This window comes from Janthinobacterium sp. OK676 (assembly GCF_900103595.1).
GTDB lineage: Bacteria > Pseudomonadota > Gammaproteobacteria > Burkholderiales > Burkholderiaceae_D > Janthinobacterium.
Map to the genome: position 1 here is coordinate 102839 of NZ_FNHA01000004.1, position 22246 is coordinate 125084.

Consider the following 22246-nt stretch of genomic DNA (forward strand, 5'->3'; position numbering starts at 1 on the left):
CCTAACGTACCGTCACCACGCTCTTGCCGCCGGAGCCGGGCTGCACGAGGATGCGGGTGGCGATGCGCTCCGTCATTTCCTGTACGTGCGAGATGACGCCCACCTTGCGGCCCATCGCTTGCAAGCCGTCGAGCGCATCCATGGCCACGCGCAGGGTTTCCGTGTCCAGGCTGCCGAAGCCTTCGTCGATGAACAGCGATTCCACGCGCACGCGGTTCGAGGACAGCGAGGCCAGGCCGAGCGCCAGCGCCAGCGAGACGAGGAACGATTCGCCGCCCGACAGCGAGTGCACGGAGCGCAGCTCGCCGCCCATGTCCTGGTCGCGCACCATCAGGCCCAGCGAGGGATTGTTCGGGTTGTCGATGCGTTCCAATTGGTAGCGGCGCGCCAGGTGCTGCAAATGCGCGTTGGCATAGCCGAGCAGCACTTCCAGGGTGAATTGCTGCGCGTAATTGCGGAATTTCTTGCCGTCGGCCGAGCCGATCAATTCATTCAGGCTGGCCCAGCGCCGCTCGATGACGGCTTGCGCCTCGATCTGCGCCAGCATCGCTTGCGCGCTGTGGCGCCTGGCGTCGTCCTGCGCGATGGCCAGGCGCAAGCGCGTCGCTTCCTCGTTGGCGGCCTGGCGTTCCAGCAGCAGGGCGTCCAGCGCCGCCTGCAGCGCGGCCACGTCCATTTCCAGCGCCTCGGGCGGCTGCTGTACGTGCGCGGCCAGCTGCCGCCTGCGTTCGGCCAGCACGGAAACGGCCGCCGTGTGGCGGTCGGCGATCACTTGCAGGGCGTCGCGTTCGGCGCGCATGGCGTCCGGCGCGATGGCCAGGCGCGCGCGCAGCTCGTCCGGCGTGGCGGGCGCGTGGGCGGGGTGTAGCTGCTGGAACTGGCGCAGCCAGTCGTGCAGGGCGGCCGTGGCGCCGTGTTCCTGTTCCCGCAAGGCGGCCAGGCGCTGCGCCAGCTGCGCGCACGCTTCGTCGACGCGCGCGCGCTCCTGGCTGGCCGACTGCGCCGCCGTCTGCTGCCGCGCCAGCAGCTCCCTCGTTGCCGTGATGGCGCCCGCCAGCGCGCGCTCGACTTCGGCCACGCCCTGGCCTTGCCATAGCGCGTTGCGCTGCGCCTGCAGTGCCGTCAACTGTTTGTCGGCGGCGGCAAAGGCGGCGTGGGCTTGCAGCGCCGCTTGCTGCGCCTTGCCGGCGGCCAGCAGCGCCGCTTCCAGTTGCGCGGCCAGGGTGGCCAGCGCGTGGCCGCGGTCGTCCTGGTCCGCCTGCTGTTTCAGCCATTGCCGGCTTTCCGATTCACGCGCGGCGCGGAAGTCGGCCGGGCCGGCGCGCCAGCTGTCTTTCCACCCTTCGGCGCCATCGGCGTCGGCAAATGCGCCATCGAGCTGCGCCAGCAGGGTATCGAGCGCGGCGCGCGCCAACTCGCCCTTGTCGGCATTGCCCGCTTGCTGCGCCTGCAGCTGGGCCAGCCGCGCTTGCGCATCGGCGACGGCGCCGGTGCAGCGCGCGTGGTCGCTGGACGCCAGTTCGTGCGCTGCCTGCGCCTGCTCGCGCCGCGCACCGGCCTGGCGCAGCGCCGTTTCCTGTTGCGCCAGCGCCTGCAAGCCGGCCGCATTGGCCGCCAGCTGCCGCGCGAACCAGTCCGCGCGCGCGTCTTCCGGTGGCAGCTGCAAGGTCTCCGCATGCGGCTGCCACTGTGCGTTCAAGCTGTCGATGACGGATGGCAGGGCCGCCAGTTCGGCATCCGTTTGCGCCTGTTCGCGCGCCGTCGCGGCCAGTGCCGCCTTGTGCGTGGCGAGCCGCTCCAGATTGCCGCGCGCTTGCGTGCGGCAAGCCAGCACGTCATCCTGCAAGCTGGCCAGCATCGCCTGCAAGGCGTGGTCGGCGTGGCTGTACGGGTGTTCCAGCGCGCCGCAGACGGGGCACGGGAGGTCGTCCTGCAAGTTGGCCCGCAGCTGCTCCACGCTGGCCGCGCATGCCGCTTCGGCACCTTTCAACGATTTTTCGGCCTGCGCCAGGCGCGCTTCCAGCAACGCTGTTTGCGCCGCTTCCGCCGCCAATGCCGTGCTTTCCGTTTGCGCGGCCTGCTCCAGCTGGGCCGCCTTCGCTTGCCAGTGCGCCAGCGCCTGCTGCTGGCGTGCCAGTTCGCTCCAGGTTTTTTCCGCGCTGCTCAAGATGCGCGCGTGCGCCTCCAGCTGGCCGCGCTGTTCCTGCAGCCCCTGGCCATCGATGGCTTGCATGGCCGCCAGCGCCTCGCGCCGTTCGGCATCGCGCAGCGCCAGCGCGGCAGCGGCCCCGGCCAGCGCCGCTTGCGCCGCCTGCGTTGTGTCAAGGGCCTGACTTACCTGCCGTGCCGATGCGGCGATGCTGGCGTCGGCCGCATCGGCTTGCGCGGCCGCTTGCCCGGCCTGGGCAAACAATTGATCCCACAATTGCCACGATTGCGCCAGCGCCTGCCACTGCTGGTGCGCTGCCAGCCACTGGCGGCCCGCTTCCTGTTCCGCCTGCGCGGCGTGTTGGCGCTGCTGCAGCGCCAGCAGCGCGGCGCGCGCCGCCTCGTTGGCCTGGTCGGCACCTTGCGCCGCTTGCCTTGCCTGCTCATGCGCGGGCAAGTGGGCTGCGATGCCGGCGTCGAGCGCCTTGGCCTGGTCGAGCAGGGGCGCCGCGTCGTGCTGCGCCGCTTCCTTCGCCAGCAAGTCCGCTGCGGCCAGCTGCGCGGCCTGCGCCAGTTGCGCTTCGCTGGCCACGGCCTGCGCCGCCTGCGCGCGCGATGCTTCCAAGGCCGCGCCCGTGCTGGCGATGTCGTTCGCCAGACGCGCCACGTCGTCGACGAGGGGCCGCGCCGGCTGCAGCAATTCCCACTGCGCCAGCGCCGCGCGGCGCTCTTCGGCGGCGGCCCGTTCGGCATCCGCGCTGTCCAAAGCTTGCTGCGCTGCCGTCACCTGGGTTTGCAGCTTGTGCGTCTCCTGATGCCAGCGCTGCTGCAGTTCCAGCACGGCCTTGCGCACGTCGATGTGTTGCAGGGCCGCTTCGGCCGCTACACCCAGCGCTGCCGTCTCGGCCCGTTCTTCCGGCGACAGGGGACGCTGGTCGGCCAGTTTTTCGCCCAGGCGTTCGAGGATTTGTTTTTCCTTTTTCGCCCGCTCGAAGGCGCGCATGGAAATGTCCGTATAGATGCTGCTGCCGGTCAGGGTTTCCAGCAATTCGCCCCGTTCATTGTCTTCCGTCTTGAGGAAGGTGGAAAACTCGTTTTGCGCCAGCAGTACGGCGCGCGTAAACTGGTCGAACGACAGGCCGATGCGCTTTTCGATCTCTTCCTTGACTTCCGTCTTGGTGCCGCCGATGGGCTGCAGCGCGGGCAGCTGGTGCAAGCTCATGGCGGTCGCCTGCAGCGCGCCTTCCGCCTTGGTGCGCGAGCGGCGCACGCTCCAGCGCGCGCGGTAGCTTGCGCCGTCGTTGCCGACAAAGTCCACTTGCGCGTAACCGTCCGGCGTGCCGCGGCGCAGCAGGGTGCGCGTATCCTGGGCGCTGACGGTTTCCTTGCCCACGTCGGGCAGCGCGCTACCCCGTCCCAGCACTTTCAGCAAACGGGGCGTGGCGTCGTACAGGGCCAGGCACAGGGCGTCGAGCAGGGTGCTCTTGCCCGCGCCCGTGGGGCCGCTGATGGCGAACAGGCCGGAAGACGCCAGCGGCTCCTGCTGGAAGTCGACTTCAAATTCGCCGGCCAGCGAAGCCAGGTTCTTGCCGCTGATGTTCAGTATTTTCATGGTTCTTCAGTTGCGTTCACGCGCCGGGCAGCAGCAGTTCGGCCAGGGCCGACAGTTGTTCGGGTGGTGCTTCCTTGCCGTATTTTTGCAGGTACAGGCGGCGGAAGATGTCATCGGGCTGCAGCTGGCCTAGCTGGTCGAGCGTCAGGTTCTCGGGCGCGCTGCCGCGCGCGGCGCTCGACGTTTCTATCTTCGCCAGACGCACGGGCTTGCCGTCGAGCGCCGCTTCGATGCGCGTGCGCAGGCCAGGTTCCGGCGCGTCGAGGCGCACGCGCACTTCCAGGAAGGGTTGCGCTTCCGCTGGCGCATCGGGCACGTCGAGAGCGGCCAGCTGCGCCAGCACTTCGTGGATGGGCGCCGGCGTGGCGGGCACGCGCAGCAGGGGCACGGCGCGCGGCACTTCGATGGCGCGCACGGACTGCAGCGCCTCGCCGTCGATGTCGAGGCACAGCACCTGGTGGCGGTAGTGTACTTCCGCGAACGACAGGGGAATCGGGCTGCCGCAGTAGCGGATGCGTTCCTGGCCACCCACGGCCTGCGCCTTGTGCAGATGGCCCAGTGCCGCATAGGCGATGGCGGCATCGAAAATCCCCGACGGCAGCATCTCCGTGCCGCCGATGACGATGCGGCGCTCGGAATCGTTCGACATTTCGCCGCCCACCATGTGGCAGTGGCCCATGGCAAGGATGGCTTGCCCGGGCTGGCGGCGCGCCAGCGCCAGGTCCGCCAGCTGGCGGTACAGCAGGGCGATGCCGCCCAGGTAGGCGTCCTGCGTGTCGCCGGCCGGCAGTTTCGGCACGTCGCCGGGACGCAGAAAGGGCACGGCCAGGCACCATGCCTGCACTTGCCCGTCGCTGCCGGCGAGCGGCAGCAGCAGGCGTTCCAGGTCGATATTGCCTGCCTCGTCGCGCAGCAGATGGCCGATCACGTGCGTGCCGTGCGCGGCCAGCAGGGGGCCGGGCGCTTCGAGGCGTCCGGCCGAATCGTGGTTGCCGGCGACGACGACCAGTTGCAGCGCAGGCAGGCGCGCGCGCGCCTGCTGCAGGAACACGTACAACTGCTTTTGCGAGGCGGCCGACGGGTTGGCGTTGTCGAACACGTCGCCGGCGACGAGCAGCACGTCGGCCTGTTCGGCCACGAGCGTGTCGAGCAGCCAGTCGAGGAAGCGCTGGTGCTCGTAGCCCCTTTCAAAATTGTGCAGGGTCTGGCCCAGATGCCAGTCGGAAGTGTGCAGCAGGCGCATGGTGTGGCAACGGTAGGGAGGACAGGCGCCAATATAGCAGGAATGACGGCATGCGCCAGGGGCTAAATCAAGCCGTCAATGCGCCAGCTCTGTATGTATTGCGCCCATCCTGCTTGGCCTTGTACAGCAGCACGTCGGCCCGCTGCAGCAGTGCGGCGGGCGAGATGTCTTCGTCGCGGTAGAAGGCCAGGCCGATGCTGGCGGAAATGCGCACGGTGATGCCGTCGAGTTCGAACGGCTGCCGCATGGCGGTGACGATTTTTTCCGCCAGCACGGCCGCGTCGTCTGGCCGGGTGATCTGTTCCATGATGATGGTGAATTCGTCGCCGCCCAGGCGGGCGATGATGTCGGTGGCGCGCATGGTGTGCGTCAGGCGCTGGGCGAAGGCGCGCAGCAGGGCGTCGCCCGTGCCGTGGCCGTGCGTGTCGTTGACGGGCTTGAAGCGGTCGATATCCATGTACATGACGGCCATCAGGTGCTGCTGCTGGCGGCTCGCGTGCATGGCGTCGCTGAGTTTTTGCTGGAAACCGGCGCGGTTCGACAGGCCCGTGAGCGCATCGACCTGGGCCAGCTTCAGCAGGCGCTGTTTCTCGCGCTTTTGCACGGTGATATCCTGGCGCATCACGTGAAAGCCCACCACCTGCAGCTTGTCTTCGCCGATCTGCGGGATGTAGATCACTTCCATGCAGCGCTCGATGCCTTCCTTGTCGTCCTCTTCCTCGAAGCTGAGGGTTTCGCCGGCCAGCACTCTTTCGATATACGGCGCCACCGTGCGGTAGCGCGCCTCGCCCACTGTCTCGCGCACGCGCTTGCCCAGTGCATGGCGGCCCGTCAGGCCGAATTCGCGTTCATAGGCGATGTTCAGGAAGCGGTAGACCTGGTCGGCGTCGATGTAGGCGATCATGGCCGGCAAGGTGTCGGCGATGGTGCGCAGGCGCGCTTCGCTTTCCAGCAGCGCCACTTCCGATTCGCGCAAGGTGGTGATGTCGTCCAGGGTCCCCACGTAGCCTTCGATCTTGCCGTCGATGAGGATGGGGGCAATTTTGACGGAGACCCATACCAGCCTGCCGTCGCGCTGCAGGTAGCGCAGGGTGGACTGGAACGGCGCATGGCTGCGCGTGAGCTGTTCCAGCGCCACGTGCATCAGCGGATAGTCGTCCGGGTGCAGGGCGCTGGTCCAGCCGGCGCCCAGGGCGGCCGCGCGCGGCAGGCCCGTGATCGATTCGAAGGTGCGGTTGACGTAGGTGCAGCGGCGCTGGCGGTCCAGGCGCACCAGTCCCAGTGGCGAGGCATCGTTGACGGCGGCCAGCTCGGCCTGTTTCTGGCGCAGTTCCAGCTCCTGCTGGCGGCGCTGCGAGATATCCTCGGCGATGCACAGGATATGTTCGATCTGCTGGCGTTCGTCGAACACGGGCACGGAGACGGCGCGCAGGTAGCGCAGGCTGCCGTCCGCCAGGCGCAGCGGCTTTTCCGTATGGTCGATGACGCCATGCTCGGCCAGGATGGCGCGGTCGTCCTCGGCGTCGTGCAGGCCGAAGTCGGGCGGGAAGGCCTGGCAATCGGTCTTGCCGATGACGTCGGCGGCCAGGTGGCCGGTGATGTCCTCGGCCGCCTTGTTCCACACTTCCATCTGGCCGAAGTTTTCCGGGCGCGCGCTTTTCACGTAGACGAGCACGGGCAGATGGTCGATCAGCGACTGCAGGAAGCTGCGGTTGTCCTGCAGCGCCAGTTCGTCGTGCTTGCGCGCGCTGATGTCGCGCGAGGTGACGGCCACGCCGTCGGTGATCGGCACCACCTGGTGGCGCAGCCAGCGCGTGGCGCCCGAGGCCAGGGTCAGCTCGAATTCATCTTCCAGCGGCTGGCGCGTTTCCATCACCAGCACGAAGCGCTGGAAGAAACGCTCGCCGCGCAGCAGCGGCATGTGCTGCAGCACGCGCTGGCCCAGCAGTTCGGAGCGCGGCTTGCCCAGCATGTCGGCGGCCCGCTCGTTGATGTCGGCGAAAATGAAGTCTTCCACCGGTTTGCCCGGGGCGGGGCGCCAGGCTTTCAGCAGCAGCACCGAGTCGAGGCTGCCGTGGTGCGCCGCGCGCAGCAGCGCCTGCGTTTCCGTCGCCTGGCGGATGCTGCGGCGCAGGCGCGCGCTCTGGCGCATCAGCAGGGTCGTAAAGCCGGCAATGAGCACGCTGGCGGCGAGCAGCGCGCCCACATACAACAGGCGGCGGTGTTCGAAGCGGGCCAGGGCGGCGGCGCGGCTCACGCCCACCACCGCCAGCAGCGGATAGCGCGGCAGCTCGCGGTAGCTGTAGATGCGCGGCGTCGCGTCGACGGGCGGCTCGATCAGCAGTTCCTCGGCGGCGTGCTGCGGCGGACCCGGCATGCGGAAGTCGATGCGGTCGCTGAGGATCAGTTGCTCGCCGATGCGCCCCGCCGTCAGGCCGCTGTCGCGCGCCACCAGCATCAGCGCGCCCTGTTCATCGAGGTTCAGGCGGTCGTAGTCGTCGACAAAATACGTGGGGTCGACGTGGATGACGATGGCGCCGGCGAAGCGGCCGCGCGCATCGTTCAGGCGGCGCGCCAGGCGGATGGTCCAGCGCTTGCCCTCCGCGTCGAGCATCGGCGTATCGACCAGGACCGTGTCGGACGCATTGGCGGCCAGCGACTTGAAAAATGCCTGCGTGGCCAGGTTTTCCGGCAGATAGGCATGGGCGCTGTCGATGACGTTGCCCTGCGCGTCGACGAGGGCGATCGGCAGCTCCAGCTTCGATGGCAGCACGCTGTCGAGCAAGCCCTGGCGGCGCGTGAATTCATTGAGGCGCAGGCTGCCGCCCGTTTCCTCGTATTTGAGCTTGAACAGCTGCGTGGCGTGGTCCGTCTGGCGCAGGGTGAAACCGGTATGGTCGGCCAGGGTGCGCGCCAGCGACTGGCTGACGGCGACGGCGTCGCGCACGGCATTGGCGCGCTCCTGGCCCACCTGATAGTAGACGGCTGCCCACAGCGCCAGCAGCAGGATGAGCGCGGACAGGGGCACCAGACTGATGCGGTACAGGCGGCGGGCAAGGCGTTGCAGGGGTCTCGTTATCGCTATCACGGGCGCTTGCAGGCTGGATTCATGGAAAAAGGGAGGGGCGGCGTGGCGCGCATGATAGCCGAAATCGGCTGCCTTGCGCATAAGCCCGTCGCCGCCACGCCCATCGTCTGTTCGCGGTCTGTCGCTGGGCTTATTTTGCGTTAAATCAAGTAATTGTGGTGCCGCGCACGCTAAAAAAAGCACGCCGGCGGCGACAGGGGCGGGCGGCGTGGCAGAAAAAGTACAATTGCGCCCCCATCCTCATTAAAATGGATGCTTCTACCTCCCATATCGAAAGTTGTCATGCAGAGTAAAAAGCCCGATGCGGCACGGTTGGACAAGATCGTGGCCGAAGCGCGCCGCGCCGCCGACCAGCGCGAGAGCGGCTACCGCGAGCGTTCGCTGAAGATGTATCCGTGGGTGTGCGGCCGCTGCATGCGCGAATTTACGCGCGCCAACGTGCAGCAGCTGACGGTGCATCACCGCGACCATAACCACGACAACAATCCGCCCGATGGCAGCAACTGGGAACTGCTGTGCCTGTATTGCCACGATAATGAGCACTCGCGCTACCTGGAAGCGGACCGTGGCGCCGGCCTGCTGTCGGCCGAGGTGGCGCCGGCCACGCACAATCCGTTTGCCGCGCTGGCGGGCCTGATCAAGAAAAAGGACTGAGCGGGCCGCGCCGCTTTCCCATGCGCATCTTGCTGACCGAAGACGACCCGCAGCTGGGCCGCGCCACGCAGATCGGCCTGGAGCAGGGCGGCTACGCCGTCGACTGGGTCACGAGCGCCGAACACGCGCACACGGCCGTGCGCCTGCACGACTATGGCTGCATCCTGCTCGACCTGGGCTTGCCCGGGCAGGACGGCATGCAGGCGTTGGGCGTGCTGCGCGATAACGGCTACAGCGGCGCCGTACTGGTCGTCACGGCGCGCGACACGGTGGGCGAGCGCATCGCCGGGCTCGACGCGGGCGCCGACGACTTCATCGTGAAACCGTTCGACCTCGACGAGCTGGCCGCGCGCATCCGCAGCGCCTGCCGCCGCGCCGCCGGCCGCCTGCGCGAAAACCTCGTGCACGGCGACCTGGTGCTCGATATCGCGGACCGGCAGGTGACGCAAGGGGGCTTGCCCGTGATGCTGACGGTGAAGGAATTTCGCATCCTGCAACTGCTGCTGGAACACGGCGGCCGCGTGCTGAGCCGGGAACAGCTGGAGAAAAACCTGTACAGCTGGGGAGGCGAGGTGGAAAGCAATGCCGTGCAAGTGCATATCCATCACCTGCGCAAGAAGCTGGGGCGGGACTTGATACGTACCGTGCATGCGATCGGTTATTGCATCGACAAGCCGAAAGCGGCCTGACGAAAAAAAGGCGGCCCGCAGGCCGCCCCCTTGATCAGAAATCGACGGTGGCTGACAGCCACAGACGGCGTCCGTCCAGGCTGTTGACATAGCGGTTGGCGTAGGTCAATGCCGGCGCGCGGTACGGCTGGTAGTCGATGAAGTCCTTGTTGAGCAGGTTGTACACGGCCGCGTTCAGGGTGACGCGCTTGTTCAGCTGGTAGCTGCTGCCCAGGTGCAGCATGGTGTAGCCCTTGTAGTCGCCCAGCGCGGCCTTGGCGGCGCGCGTGGAAGCCGAGGTGCCCGGATCGCGGAAGCGCTCGCTGCGGTATTCGGCGCGCAGCCAGCCATTCCAGTCGCGCGAGATATCCCACGACAGGCGTGCATTGACGGCGTGCTTGGGCGTGTCGCTCAGGGGCTTGCCCGCGTTGCTGCCACTCTTCTGTTCGCTTTCCGTGTAGGTGTAGTTGGCGCTGGCCGACAAGGTCTTGCCCAGCGGGAAGCGCGTGTTCAGCTCGACGCCGCGTGTGACGGCCTCATCCACGTTGACCGACTGGCCAAACGCATCGACGTTGGGCCAGTTGCCGAAGCTGACGCAGCCGGGACGGTTCGGCGACGGGCGGTAGTCGCAGTTGACGAGGCCCGTGCCCGTCGTGATCTTGTCCTTGAATGCGTTGTTGAACACGGTGCCGCTGGCGGTCCAGCCGGCCAGGTTGTCGAAGTAGGCGCCGATTTCCGTGGTCGTGCTCGTTTCCGGCTTCAAGTCCGGGCTGCCGACGAGAGGGATCGTGCCCTGGCCGCCAAAACCGTTGATGCCGGGCGACAGTTGTTCCACGCGCGGCGTCTTGTAGCCCTTGCTGACGCCGCCCTTGACGGTCCAGCTCGGCGTCGCGTTCCACACGGCATACGCGCGGGGGCTGGTCTGGCCGCCGAAGATGCTGTGATCGTCATAGCGGGCGCCGAAGGTCAGCGCGACGTTCTCCAGCACTTGCCATTCGTCTTCCACGAACAGGGCTTTTTGCGTGAACTCGAATGTCTTTGGCGCCACGCCATCCGTCATTTCCGCCTTCCACCATTGCGCGCCGACGGTCGCCATGTGCTTGCCTAATGGCATGACCAGCTTGGTGTCGAACACCTGGCTTTCCACTTCCAGCGTGCGCGCGCTGCCGGCCACGGCGCCGGGCGTGCCTGGCGGAATCGTGCGGCCCAGGGTTTCCGTCTTGTTCACCATGTAGCTGCTGTCGAGGGTGCCGAAGCCGAAGCGGCCCGTGTGCGACAGGGTCCACTGGTCGCGCTTGTATTTCTGTTCCGGGCCGTAGCCGCCTTGCACAGTCTTGGTGCCGAGCTGGCCCTTCGAATTATCGTAGGTCTGGCGGCCTGCGTCGGCGTCGAGGATGACGGTGTGGTAGCGGTTTGGCGTAAAGGCCAGGCGCGCGCCGAAGTTTTCAATGTCCGCACGCACGGGGTTGGCGCCCATGCTGGCGGTCGTATTCCCGCCGGCCGCATTCGGGTAGCGGATATTGGCCGCGTCGCGGCGCTGCTTGCTGCCGCGCAGGGACAGGCCCAGCAGGTCGGTAGCGATGGGGCCACTCAGGTAGAAACGGCCGGCCTTGACGTCGCCGAAGTCCGATTCCTGCTGCGCGGTGTAGTCGGCCGAGACGGAGCCCATCCACTGCTTGCCCACCTTGCGCGTGATGATGTTGATGACGCCGCCCATGGCGTCCGAGCCGTACAGGGTCGACATGGGGCCGCGGATGATTTCGATGCGCTCGATGGCGGCCAGCGGCAGCATGAAGCTCGTCTGCGTGCCGCCGAAGCCGTTCGGCGTGACGTTGCCGGCCGCGTTCTGGCGGCGACCGTCGATCAGTACCAGCGTGTAGTCGCTGGGCATGCCGCGGATGCTGATGTTCATGCCGCCCGTCTTGTCGCCCGCCGCGCCCACGTCGATGCCTTCCACGCTTTCCAGCGCCTGCGTCAGGTTGCCGAAGCGCTCCTTCGACAGCTCTTCGCGCGTCAGCACCGTGATCGAGGCGGGCGCCTGCTTGATGTCCTGCTCGAAACCGGCGGCGGAAACGACCACTTCGGGCATGCTGGCAGGCGCGCCCGTCTGGGCGTGCGCGGGCAGGCAGGACAGGGCGGCCAAGGCCAGGGCCAGGGTGGTGGGGCGCGGCAGGCGCGCGCGGCGGGTACTGTTGGACATGCAAACTCCTGGGGGTTAATTAGTTATTGGTCTGTATTACCGATGTAATGGGAATCATGAAAGCAATAAGAATCATTTACAATTGCGGTCATGGCTATCCACAAAATATGTCGCTCCGGATCTTGCGCAGAAGTTCTTAAGAGATTCTTAACGGCTGGCGGCGGCGTGAAAACCTGGTCCTTGCGGCGTACCTTGCTGGCCGTGCTGCTGGGCCTGACTCTGTCCCTGTGGGTGGGCAGCGCCGCCATCGTGTACGTGGAAGCGCGCCGCGAAAGCCAGGAATTGTTCGACCAGTCGCTGACCGAAACGGGCCATCTGCTGCTGTCGCTGGTGGAAAAGGATGCGCGCGAACACGGCTTGACGGGGCCCATCGACCTGCCCCTGCGCGGCCAGCCGAATCCCCACCAGTATTTGCTGTTCAAGGTGCGCGACGCGCAGCAGCGCGTCCTGTACCGCAATGACGCGGCGTCCGACATCGCCCTGTCGCGCAGCGCGCCGGACGGCCTGTCCTGGACCAGCATCGGCGGCCAGCGCTGGCGGTTGTTTTCGCTGTGGGACCCGCAGCGCACTTTGCAACTGCTGGTGGCCGAGCCGACCAGCCACCGCGACGACATCAGCCGCGGCTTCTTTTACCGCATCGCGCTGTTTGGCCTGCTGCTGGTGGCGCTGGCCACGATTGCCATCTGGTGGAGCATCCACCGCGTGTTTCGCGTGCTGCAGGCGTGCGCCGATGAAGTGTCGGCGCGCACGCCCGATGAACTGGCCGACGTCAGGCTCGCGGGCGCGCCCGCCGAGCTGCATCCGCTGCTGCTGGAAATAAACCGCCTGTTCGGCAGGGTGCGGCAAAGCCGCGACAACGAGCAGCGCTTCACGGCCGATGCGGCGCACGAATTGCGCACGCCGCTGGCCGCCATCAAGACCAATCTGCAAGTGCTGCAGCGGGCCCGCAGCGCGGACGAACGCGAGGAATTCATCGCCGCCCTGGGCGCCAGCGTGGAGCGCGCCACGCGCCTCGTCAACCAGTTGCTGGCGCTGGCGCGGCTCGATCCGCAGTCGCAAGCGGAGACGGCGCTGGCGCCGGGCGACCTGACGCACCTGCTGGCGCAGCAGGGCGCGCAATGGCAGGCGCTGGCCGCGCCGTACGGGCTGTCGCTGAGCGTGAACATGGCGCCGGCGCCGTGCGCGCTGCACGCGGACAGCCTGCAGCTGCTGCTGCGCAACCTGGTCGACAATGCCCTGCGCTACACGCCGGCACCGGGCTTTGTGGCCGTCAGCTGCGGCGTGGAGAATGGGCGCAGCTGCCTGCGCGTGGCCGATACGGGACCGGGCATCGCTCAGGAATGGCACGAGCGCGCGTTCGAGCGCTTCGTGCGCCTGGGTGGCGGGCAGTTGCCGGGCAGCGGCCTGGGACTGTCCATCGTGCGCCGCATCGCCGAGCGGCATGGGGCGCACATCGTGCTTGGCACGGGCTTGCAGGGCAGGGGGCTGGCGGTGACGCTCGTGTTTCCCGCGCCTGGCGTGGCCAACGGCTGCGCGATCCGATAGCGATAAAACGCACAAGACGGATGCGGAATGCGGTATCTTTCTGTTATGCACAGCCCACACCAGCACACGCCTCCCGACATCCCTTCCTTATCCCTGGCCGCCGCGCGCGCCTTGCACCTGGCCGCGCAGGGCCTGCTGCAGGCGCGCCGCAAGAAAGCCGTGAAGGCCGACGTGCTGGCCGCCATCCGCCAGATGGGCGTGCTGCAGATCGACACCATCCACGTGGTGGCGCGCAGCCCGTATCTGGTGTTGTGGAGCCGGCTGGGCGACTATCCGCAGCCATGGCTCGAGCAATTGCTGGCCGAGGGTGCGCTGTTCGAATACTGGGCGCATGAAGCGTGCTTCGTGCCCATCGAAGACTATGGCTTGTACCGCCACCGCATGCTGGACCCGGCCGCCATGGGCTGGAAGTATTCCGTCAAATGGATGTCCGAGCAGGGCGACGCCGTCGCTTCCGTGCTCGAACATATCCGCGCCAACGGCGCTGCGCGCTCGGCCGATTTCGAGCGCACGGATGGCAAGGCAGGCGGCTGGTGGAGCTGGAAGCCGGAAAAGCGCTCGCTCGAAGTACTGTTCACGTCGGGCGTGCTGATGATCGCCAAGCGCCATCAGTTCCAGCGTTATTACGACCTGGCCGAACGTGTTTTGCCGGGCTGGCACGACGGCTTGCTGCCGACCGAAGAACAGGTGCGCCGGCGCCTGCTGCTGGCCAGCGTGAAGGCGCTGGGCCTGGCGCGGGCCAGCTGGATCAGTGACTACTTCCGCACGAAACAGCCACGCGCCAGCCTGACGCATGATTTGCAGGCGCTGGCGGATGAGGGCGCGCTGCTGCGCTGTACGGTCGACGGCTGGATGGACGCCGTGTACGTGCATGCCGGGCATGGGGAGTTGCTGCGCGACGCGGCTGCCGGCAAGCTGGCGCCCACCCTGACGACGATTTTATCTCCGTTCGACCCCGTCGTCTGGGACCGGCGCCGCGCGCTGGAATTGTTCGGCTTCGACTACCGGCTCGAGTGCTATACGCCCGCTGAAAAACGCCGCTATGGCTATTTCAGCTTGCCGATCTTGCGGCGCGGCGCGCTCGTGGGGCGGATGGACGCCAAGGCGCACCGCGCGCAGGGGCGCTTCGAGATCAAGTCGCTGGCGCTGGAGGACGGCGTGCGCGTCAGCCCCCGCCTGGTGCAGGACGTGGCCGGCGCCGTGCGGCGCCTGGCGCTGTGGCATGCCTGCCCGCAGGTCGAGATAGCCCAGGCGCAGCCGGCCGCTTTTGGCGCGCTGCTGGCCGAGGCGCTGCAAGACGGCGATGCCGCCGCAAGGCGGGCCGCATGATGCTGCCGCCGGCTCCCTCCCATCTGCTCGGCGCGGACGGCCAGCCATGTTTTGGCCGCTACACGGGCCAGCTGGACGCCTTCGACTGGGCCGCGCTGGCGCCGCCGCACGCGCGCGGCGCCTTGTGGCGGCTGTTCCACCACAAGCGCTGGCATTACGTGGCCCTGTCGACACCGGCCGTATTTTGCGGCGTGGCCATCGTCGACCTGGGCTGGACCAGCACGGCGTTCGCGTATGCCTTCGACCGCCACAAGGGCAAGATCGTGGCGACCTTTTCGCAGGATGGCATCCCTGGCCTGTGCGCGTCGGTGGCGCCGCATGCGGGCGCGAGCAGCCGTTTCCGTTTTTTGTCGCACAAGATCAGCATCGAGGCGCAGCCGCAGCAGCGCTGCCGTCTGCGGCTCGATTGCGGCCATTTCGGCATCGATGCGGAATGGGGCCCGCCCGTGGCGCCCACCTTGCTGGCCATCGGCCCCGTGGGCGAGGGCGGCAGCGTGCATGCGACGCAAAAGTCGGGCGGCTTGCCCTTGTGGGGCACCGTGCGCTGCGGCGCCGTCGGCTACAGTCTGGACGACGGCGTGGCCAGCTTCGATTATTCGAACGGGCTGCTGGCGCGCGAGACGGAATGGCGCTGGGCTTCGGCGCACGGCCTGGACCTGGGTTTCAACCTGCAGGCCGGCTATTTCGGCGCGCATGAAAATGCGCTGTGGCTCGATGGCCAGCTGTATCCGCTGGGCCGCGCGCATTTCGATTTCAATCCCGACAATCCGCTGGCGCCGTGGCATGTGTGGACGGACGACGATTTGCTCGACCTGCACTTCAAGCCGGAAGGCGCGCGGCGCGAAGACAAGAACCTGTGGATCGCCGCCAGCCGCTACATCCAGCCCATCGGCACGTTCAGCGGCTGGGTGCGCACCAGCGCGGAGTCTCCCAAGCGCATCGTGGCGCAGCTGGCGGGCGTGACGGAAAGCCACCGCTCGCGCTGGTGAGCATGCTTTTTCGCGAAACACATCGCAAGGTCAAATTTATTTGCCTGCGCATCCTTTACACTGGCGCACAGTCGCTCCGGCAAACCATGAGGCCAGAACATGAGTATCCGTAATCTCGACAAGCTGTTCAAGCCGGCCTCGGTGGCCCTGATCGGCGCCACGGCGCGCGAGCGCAAGCTGGGCGCCATCGCCCTGTACAACCTGCTGGGCGGCGGCTACCAAGGGGAAATCTGGCCCGTCAATCCCAAGTACGACGAGCTGATGGGCCTGAAATGCTACCGCAAGCTGGCGCACCTGCCCAAGGCGCCGGACCTGGCCATCATCTGCACGCCGCCCGCCACCATCACGGCCCTGATCCGCGAACTGGGCGCGCTGGGCACGCGCGCGGCCATCGTCATGACGTCGGGCCTCGATCCCGTGCGCGAGCAGTCGCTGCGCCTGGCCATGCTGAAGGCGGCCAAGCCGCATTTGCTGCGCATTCTGGGGCCCAACAGCATGGGGCTGCTGGTGCCGAAACTGGGCTTGAACGCCAGCTTCGCCCATGTCGGCGCGACGAGCGGCAAGATCGCCTTCGTGTCGCAATCGGGCGCGCTCGTGTCGGGCGTGCTTGACTGGGCCAACGCGCACGGCGTGGGCTTTTCCAAGTTCATTTCGCTGGGCGCCAGCTACGACATCGATTTTGGCGACCTGCTCGACTACCTGGCCGGCGACATCGACACGGCCGCCATCCTGCTGTACATGGAAGACATCCAGGCCGCGCGCAAATTCATGTCGGCCGCGCGGGCGGCCGCGCGCAGCAAACCCGTCATCGTCCTGAAAGCGGGGCGCGAGGCGGAAGGCGCGGCCATGGCGGCCTGGCACACGGGCGCGCTGGCCGGTTCCGACGCCGTGTACGACGCCGCCATCCGCCGCGCCGGCATGCTGCGCGTGTATTCGGCCGAAGAGCTGTTCGACGCCGTGGAAACCTTGACGCATATCCGCTCGCAGCGCGGCGAGCGCCTGGCGATCCTGTGCAACGGCGGCGGCCTGGGCGTGATGGCGACCGACGCGCTGGTGGGCAGCGGCGGCAAGCTGGCCGAGCTGTCGCCCGATACCGTGATCGCGCTGGAAAAGGCGCTGCCACGCGGCTGGTCGCACGACAACCCCGTCGGCTTGCCCGGCGACGCGGCCGTGCAGCGCTATGCCGACGCCATCAAGCCGCTGCTCGACGAGCCGCAGGCGGACGCCTTGCTGCTGCTGCACGCGCCCACGGCCATGGTCTCGTCGATCGACATCGCCGAAGCCGTCACGCCGCTGATCAAGGCCACCTCGCGCACGGTGCTGTCATGCCTGCTGGGCGGTACCACGGTGGCGCCCGCGCGCCAGGTCTTCAACCGGGCCGGCATTCCCACCTACGACACGCCGGAAAAGGCCGTGCATGGCTTCATGCAGATCGTGCAGTACCGGCGCAACCAGGAAACCCTGATGCAGGTGCCGGCGCAGCTGCCCATGTCGGCCACGCCGCGCCGCGCGCGCGTGCGCGAAATCGTCGCCGCCGCGCTGGCGGCCGGCCAGACGGTGCTCGGCGAATGCCGCTCGAAAGAGATTCTGGCCGCCTACGGCATTCCCGTCGCCACCACGCGCATGGCGGCCGACGTGGAAGAGGCGCTGGCCGTGGCGGCCGACATCGGCTATCCAGTCGCGCTGAAGATCCATTCGCCCGACATCGCCCACAAATCCGACGTGGGCGGCGTGGCGCTCGACCTCGATACGCCCGACATCCTGCGCACGGCTGCCGCCGCCATGGAGAAGCGCGTGCGCCGCATGCGCCCCGACGCGCTGATCGACGGCTTCACGGTGCAGCAGATGGCGCGCCGGCCGCAATCGCATGAACTGATCGTCGGCGTCACGACGGACGCCGCGTTTGGTCCCGTCATATTGGTGGGGCAGGGCGGCATCGCCGTGGAAGTGACGGCCGATCACGCCATCGGCCTGCCGCCGCTGAACATGGTGCTGGCGCGCGACATGCTGGCGCGCACGCGCGTGTCGAAACTGCTGGCCGGCTACCGCAACCAGCCGCCGGCCGACATCGACGCCATCTGCTACACCTTGATCCAGGTGGCCGAACTGGTGGCCGATATCGGCGAACTGGCCGAACTCGACATCAACCCGCTGGTGGCCGACGCCGATGGCGTGATCGCCCTCGACGCGCGCATCCGCCTGCAGCCCGGGCAAAAGAGCGACCGCCTGGCCATCCGCCCGTATCCGCAGGAGCTGGAAGAGCAGGTGACGTGGATGGACCAAGCCATCCTGCTGCGCCCCATCCGTCCCGAGGACGCACCACAGCACATGGAGCTGTTCCACGCGCTGGACCCGGACGACGTGCGCCTGCGCTTTTTCACCTCCATGCGCGAGCTGCCCGTGTCGCAGCTGGCGCGCCTGACGCAGATCGACTACGACCGCGCCATGGCTTTTATTGCCACCCACACGGGCCCGGACGGCAAGCCGGAAACCCTGGGCGTGGTGCGCGCCGTGGCCGACCCGGACAATATCCACGCCGATTTCGCCATCGCCGTGCGCTCGGCCCTGAAGGGCAAGGGGCTGGGCCACATCCTGTTCGAGAAGCTCGTCGACTATTTCCGCAGCCGGGGCACGGAAGCGCTGGTGGGCGAGGCCATGGCGCGCAACAAGGGCATGCAGCGGCTCGTGAAAAGTTTTGGCGGCGAAGTCACGCCATCGGAAGAGCCCGGCGTCGTCAACCTGCATATCGGCCTGCGCGCGCCGTAAAAGAAAGCGCGCCTGGCCCGCCGCGGGTTTGTGCAGGATCAAGCCGGCCCCTGTCGGTAGTCTTTACACTTTCACTTCCAGGATGATATATCCGGCACGCTTTGGGAGTGAGTGCATGCTTACGGCAACATATATATTGGTGTCTCTGTCGGTGGAACAGTCCAGCATCCGCATGAGCCTGCTGGCCTTTCAGAAGTACATGCACGTGCAGCTGCGCCAGCAAAGCAGGCTGAGCCTGACGCAACTGCAGTATGCGGGCGACTGGCTGAACCGGCTGTACCAGGGCGGTTACTGGCGCAAGGTGGAGATGTATCTGATCCCGGCCATCCGCCAGGCCACGTCGCATGCGGACGGTTTGCTCAATGAGCTCAACGGCTTGAACCACGCGGCGCTGGAAAGCATCAATGTCGTGCAGCAGCGCGCGGGCGCCGTCCTCGACCATTCCGAATTGCAGGCCGAGCAGCTGTGCGCGGCCATTGACGCCTTTTGCGGGGCCTTGCTGCAACGCCTGGAAAAAGAAGAGCGCGAGCTGTTCGCGCTGGCGCGCAAGGTCATCGTGGGCGAAGCGTGGTTTGCCATCGCCTACCAGTTCCTCGCCCACGATGCGCGCGCGCAGGAAGCGCGCCGTGGCAAGGCGCAGGTGCTGCCCTTTGTTTTGCCGGCAGCCGGCGGCGCCGCAACGGCGGCGGATGCCGCAGAGTCCGCGTCTCGCGTGCCGCCACAGCCGCTGCGTGCGCAGGCTTGAACGGGTAGCGAGCGCACACCACGCCTGGCGGCATGTGCCTGGGCTGTGATGGCGGCTGGCACCGCTTCATAGGGAAAAGATACAGGGAAAGATTCGCTTTATCCATTTGATAACTTGTTCAGTCCTGTCCGATGCAATACCCCGGGCTTTGTTATGATGGTGGTTTTGATCCACGCGAAACCCGTCATGTTCGAATTTCTCTTCAAGCGTTCTGCCAGCAAGACTGCCGCTCCCGATCCTGTCGTGGCAGAACAGGCCGCCGCCTCGGCGCAGAGCGCATCGCGCCGCGCCGAACAGGTTGCGCGTGCCCATGCCGTGGCCGGTGACGAAACCGCCGCTGCCGATTTCATCATGTCCAGCGAATTTGCCGATGCCCGTCTGATCGCGGCCGAACACGTCCATGCCTTGCCCCTGCTGGAAAAAGTCCACCACGCCATGCGCAATACGGACCGTCGCGTGGCCAAGCTGATGCAGGGCCGCATCGACCTGATCCGTCACCAGGCCGCCGAGACGCAACGTGCCCAGGCCAGCATCGACACGGCCCAGCGCCTGTTGAACGATGAAAAACTGAGCCCGAACCAAGTAGCCGAGCTGGACCGCCAATGGCAAGTCATCAAGGCCACGCCCGAGCTGGCGACGGCGTTTGCCGCCGCGCGCGCCGCGCTGGCCGCCCGCCTGGAAGCGCAAGTGAAGCTGCAGCGCGCCGTGATCGACGCCGTTGCCGCCGCGCGCGCCTTGGCTGCCAGCGGCCAGTCCGCCGGCGAGCTGGCGCAGGCGCTGGCCCGCCTGGATGCGGAACATGCGCAGCATGCGCAATCGCCCGAGCGTGCTTCCTTGCCGAAACACCTGGAAACGGATTTCACGCAGGCGCGCGAGCACGCGCAGTCCGCCTTGCAAGCGCTGCAGCAGCACCAGGCCGTGTTCGACGCACGCCAGGCCGCGCTGGCAGAATGGCAGGCACAGGATGCTGCCAGCCTCGACGTGGATGTCTTGAAACGCGCCTGGCAAGCCCTGCCGCGACTGCCCGAGTCGCCCTTGTCGGACAGCCTGCAACAGCAATTCGCGGCCCTGCTGGCCAGCGCCCCTGCGCCCGTGCACGCGGCGCCAGAGGCCGCGGCGGCCCATGCCGAGCCTGTATCTATACCTGTATTGCGCAAGCCGCGCCAGGAACACGCGCCCGTGTCGAAGCAAGCGACGGAGCAATTCTTCAAGGTGCTCGACGCCATGGAAGCGGCACTGCAGGATGGCTTGCTGCACGTCGCTTCCGAGCACGACAAGACTTTGCGCGATACCAAACACGGCCGTTTGACGCCGGCGCAAGCGGACCGCCTGGCCCACGTGCGCGGCGAATTCAAGCGCCTGGCCGACTGGGCGCGCTGGGGCGGCAACGTGTCGCGCGAGGAACTGGTCAAGGCGGGCGAGGAATTGCCGGCGCTGGAACTCCCAATGGCCGAACTGGCCAAGAAAGTGGGCAGCCTGCGCGAGCGCTGGAAGTCGCTCGACACCCTGTCCGGCCCCGCGCCCAAGTCGCTGTGGGAACGTTTCGACGCGGCCTGCAGCGTGGCGTATGCGCCGGCGGCCCTGCATTTCAAGCAACTGGCCGAAGAGCGCCACGGCAATGCGGCCAAGGCCCAGGAATTGATCGCGGAAACGGCGGCCCTGGCGGCCGAAGAAAGTACCGACTGGAAACATGTTGCTTCCGCCTCGCAGCGCTTGCGCCAGGCATGGACGCGCCTGGGCACCATCGACCGCAAGGAAAAGAAACGCCTGGACGCGGAATTTGGCGCCGCGCTGGACGCCCTGTCGAAGCCGCTGGAAACGCAGCGCCAGATCGAGACGGCGCGCCGCGAACAATTGATCGTCGAAGTGGGCTTGCTGAAACCATCGGAGCGCAACACGGTCGACATGCTCAAAGCCTTGCAGGATAAGTGGCAGGAACTGGCGAAAGCCCTGCCGCTCGAGCGCCGCGCCGAACAGGCGCTGTGGCAGCGTTTCCGCGCCGCCTGCGACGATATCTTCGCCAGGCGCAAGGAAACAGCCCACGCTGCCGACCACGAGCGCCGCGAAAACCTGCATGCGCGCGAAGCGCTGTGCGCCGCGCTGGAAACGGCCGTCGTGCCCGAGGGCGACGACAGGGCCCGCACCGCCTTCATCCATCACTTGCTGCGCGACACGCGCGCCGCCTGGAACGCCACGGGTCCCGTGCCGCGCGCCAGCGAAGCGAAGATCGAACAGCGCTACCAGGCGGCCGTCGCTGGCGTGCAAGCGCAGGCGGACGCCATCGCCGAACGGGCAGGCGCGGCCCAGGCCAACGCCTTGCGCGACAAGCTGCGCCTGGTGCAATCGCTGGAAGCGGCACTGGCTGATGGTGGTGCCGGCGCCGACGCGCAGGCGTGGAGCGAGCGCTGGAGCGCCTTGCCGCCGCTCGACGCCCAATACGAACGCAGCCTGCAGCAGCGCTTTGCCGCAGCCCAAGGCGCGCTGGGCGAGGGCAGCGCCGCCTACGTCCAGCAATTGCAGGCCAACCAGGAGCGCTTGCTCCATGAAGTCTTGCGCCTGGAAATCGTCGCCGGCGTCGACAGCGGCACCGAATTTGCCCGCGACCGCTTGAAAATGCAGGTGGAAGTGCTGCAATCGTCGCTGAAATCTGGCCAGAAGCCGCTCACGCAAGCGTCGCAGCTGATGCAGCTGTGCGCGATCGCCGCCGCCACCGATGCGCGCACGGCCAGCCGCATCGAAACCTTGCTGCGCCGCATAGGAGGCAACGCCAAATGAGTACCACCGTCCGCGTCCAGCAAGCTGATTTTGACTTGAGTCAAGAAATCGCACAATTGCGTGCAGGCAACCCCAAGGTGGGCGCCGTCGTCGGCTTCGTCGGCACGGTGCGCGACATGAACGAAGGACTGGACGTGGCGGCCATGGAGCTCGAGCACTATCCGGGCATGACGGAAAAGTCCATCGAAACCATCGTCGAACAGGCACGGGGCCGCTGGCCCCTGTCCGGCGCGCTGGTGATCCACCGTGTAGGGCCCCTGCTGCCGCAGGAGCAGATCGTGCTGGTGGCGGTCTCGTCCGCCCACCGGGGCGAGGCCTTCGCGGCCTGCGAATTCATCATCGACTACCTGAAGACGGAAGCGCCATTCTGGAAGAAGGAAGATACGCCGGAAGGCGCGCGCTGGGTCGATGCGCGCGACAGCGACGAGACGGCACTGGACAAGTGGGCGGCAAAAGCAAGCGCCATTTGAATCGTACGGGCCCC

The 22246-nt window shown here is 67.2% G+C and carries 13 protein-coding genes; 9 read left to right on the forward strand and 4 right to left on the reverse strand.

Annotated elements, in window-relative coordinates; genetic code table 11:
• Position 1 precedes the first annotated feature (1 nt).
• From BLU39_RS09895 to BLU39_RS09905, 3 genes are all read right to left on the reverse strand, one after another.
• Positions 2-3760: an AAA family ATPase gene (locus BLU39_RS09895; RefSeq protein ID WP_092712434.1), complete on the reverse strand. Its 3759-nt coding sequence runs from the start codon at positions 3758-3760 to the stop codon at positions 2-4.
• A gap of 16 nt (positions 3761-3776) precedes the next feature.
• Positions 3777-5003, reverse strand: a complete 1227-nt coding sequence (locus tag BLU39_RS09900) for an exonuclease SbcCD subunit D C-terminal domain-containing protein (protein WP_092712436.1) — start codon at positions 5001-5003, stop codon at positions 3777-3779.
• A 67-nt stretch (positions 5004-5070) separates the two neighbouring features.
• Positions 5071-8172 (reverse strand): PAS domain-containing protein, encoded by a 3102-nt coding sequence (locus tag BLU39_RS09905; RefSeq protein WP_232731032.1) that lies wholly within the window; start codon positions 8170-8172, stop codon positions 5071-5073.
• Positions 8173-8373: 201 nt separating this feature from the next.
• Here BLU39_RS09905 and BLU39_RS09910 point away from each other — a divergent pair, with 201 nt between their 5' ends.
• Together BLU39_RS09910 and BLU39_RS09915 are read left to right on the forward strand one after the other, a co-directional pair.
• Positions 8374-8745 (forward strand): YajD family HNH nuclease, encoded by a 372-nt coding sequence (locus tag BLU39_RS09910; RefSeq protein ID WP_034755042.1) that lies wholly within the window; start codon positions 8374-8376, stop codon positions 8743-8745.
• 20 nt (positions 8746-8765) lie between these two features.
• Complete coding sequence (locus BLU39_RS09915; RefSeq protein ID WP_092712438.1) at positions 8766-9434, forward strand: response regulator; 669 nt, start codon at positions 8766-8768, stop codon at positions 9432-9434.
• A gap of 34 nt (positions 9435-9468) precedes the next feature.
• On the opposite strand, the gene BLU39_RS09920 is transcribed toward BLU39_RS09915, so the two are convergent.
• A complete protein-coding gene (locus BLU39_RS09920; RefSeq protein ID WP_092712440.1) occupies positions 9469-11613 on the reverse strand; it encodes a TonB-dependent receptor domain-containing protein in 2145 nt (714 codons plus the stop codon).
• Positions 11614-11778: 165 nt separating this feature from the next.
• On the opposite strand from BLU39_RS09920, the gene BLU39_RS29165 reads away from it, so the two are divergent.
• From BLU39_RS29165 to moaE, 7 genes are all read left to right on the forward strand, one after another.
• Entirely contained in the window at positions 11779-13158 is a 1380-nt protein-coding gene (locus tag BLU39_RS29165; protein WP_269799987.1) for a sensor histidine kinase, read from the forward strand.
• A 45-nt stretch (positions 13159-13203) separates the two neighbouring features.
• On the forward strand, positions 13204-14487 hold the full coding sequence (locus BLU39_RS09930; protein WP_092712444.1) for a winged helix-turn-helix domain-containing protein: 1284 nt from the start codon (positions 13204-13206) through the stop codon (positions 14485-14487).
• Complete coding sequence (locus tag BLU39_RS09935; protein WP_092712446.1) at positions 14484-15476, forward strand: DUF2804 domain-containing protein; 993 nt, start codon at positions 14484-14486, stop codon at positions 15474-15476. The genes BLU39_RS09930 and BLU39_RS09935 overlap by 4 nt, the downstream gene beginning before the upstream one ends.
• A gap of 99 nt (positions 15477-15575) precedes the next feature.
• Positions 15576-18242, forward strand: coding sequence for a bifunctional acetate--CoA ligase family protein/GNAT family N-acetyltransferase (locus tag BLU39_RS09940; RefSeq protein ID WP_175539256.1), 2667 nt, complete (start codon positions 15576-15578; stop codon positions 18240-18242).
• Positions 18243-18357: 115 nt separating this feature from the next.
• Complete coding sequence (locus tag BLU39_RS09945) at positions 18358-18987, forward strand: hemerythrin domain-containing protein (RefSeq protein WP_139178222.1); 630 nt, start codon at positions 18358-18360, stop codon at positions 18985-18987.
• A 186-nt stretch (positions 18988-19173) separates the two neighbouring features.
• Positions 19174-21762 carry a DUF349 domain-containing protein gene (locus tag BLU39_RS09950; RefSeq protein WP_092713001.1) on the forward strand — a complete coding sequence of 863 codons (2589 nt, stop codon included), beginning with the start codon at positions 19174-19176 and terminating at the stop codon, positions 21760-21762.
• Positions 21759-22232: a molybdopterin synthase catalytic subunit MoaE gene (moaE, locus tag BLU39_RS09955; RefSeq protein ID WP_034755053.1), complete on the forward strand. Its 474-nt coding sequence runs from the start codon at positions 21759-21761 to the stop codon at positions 22230-22232. The genes BLU39_RS09950 and moaE overlap by 4 nt, the downstream gene beginning before the upstream one ends.
• Positions 22233-22246: the final 14 nt, after the last annotated feature.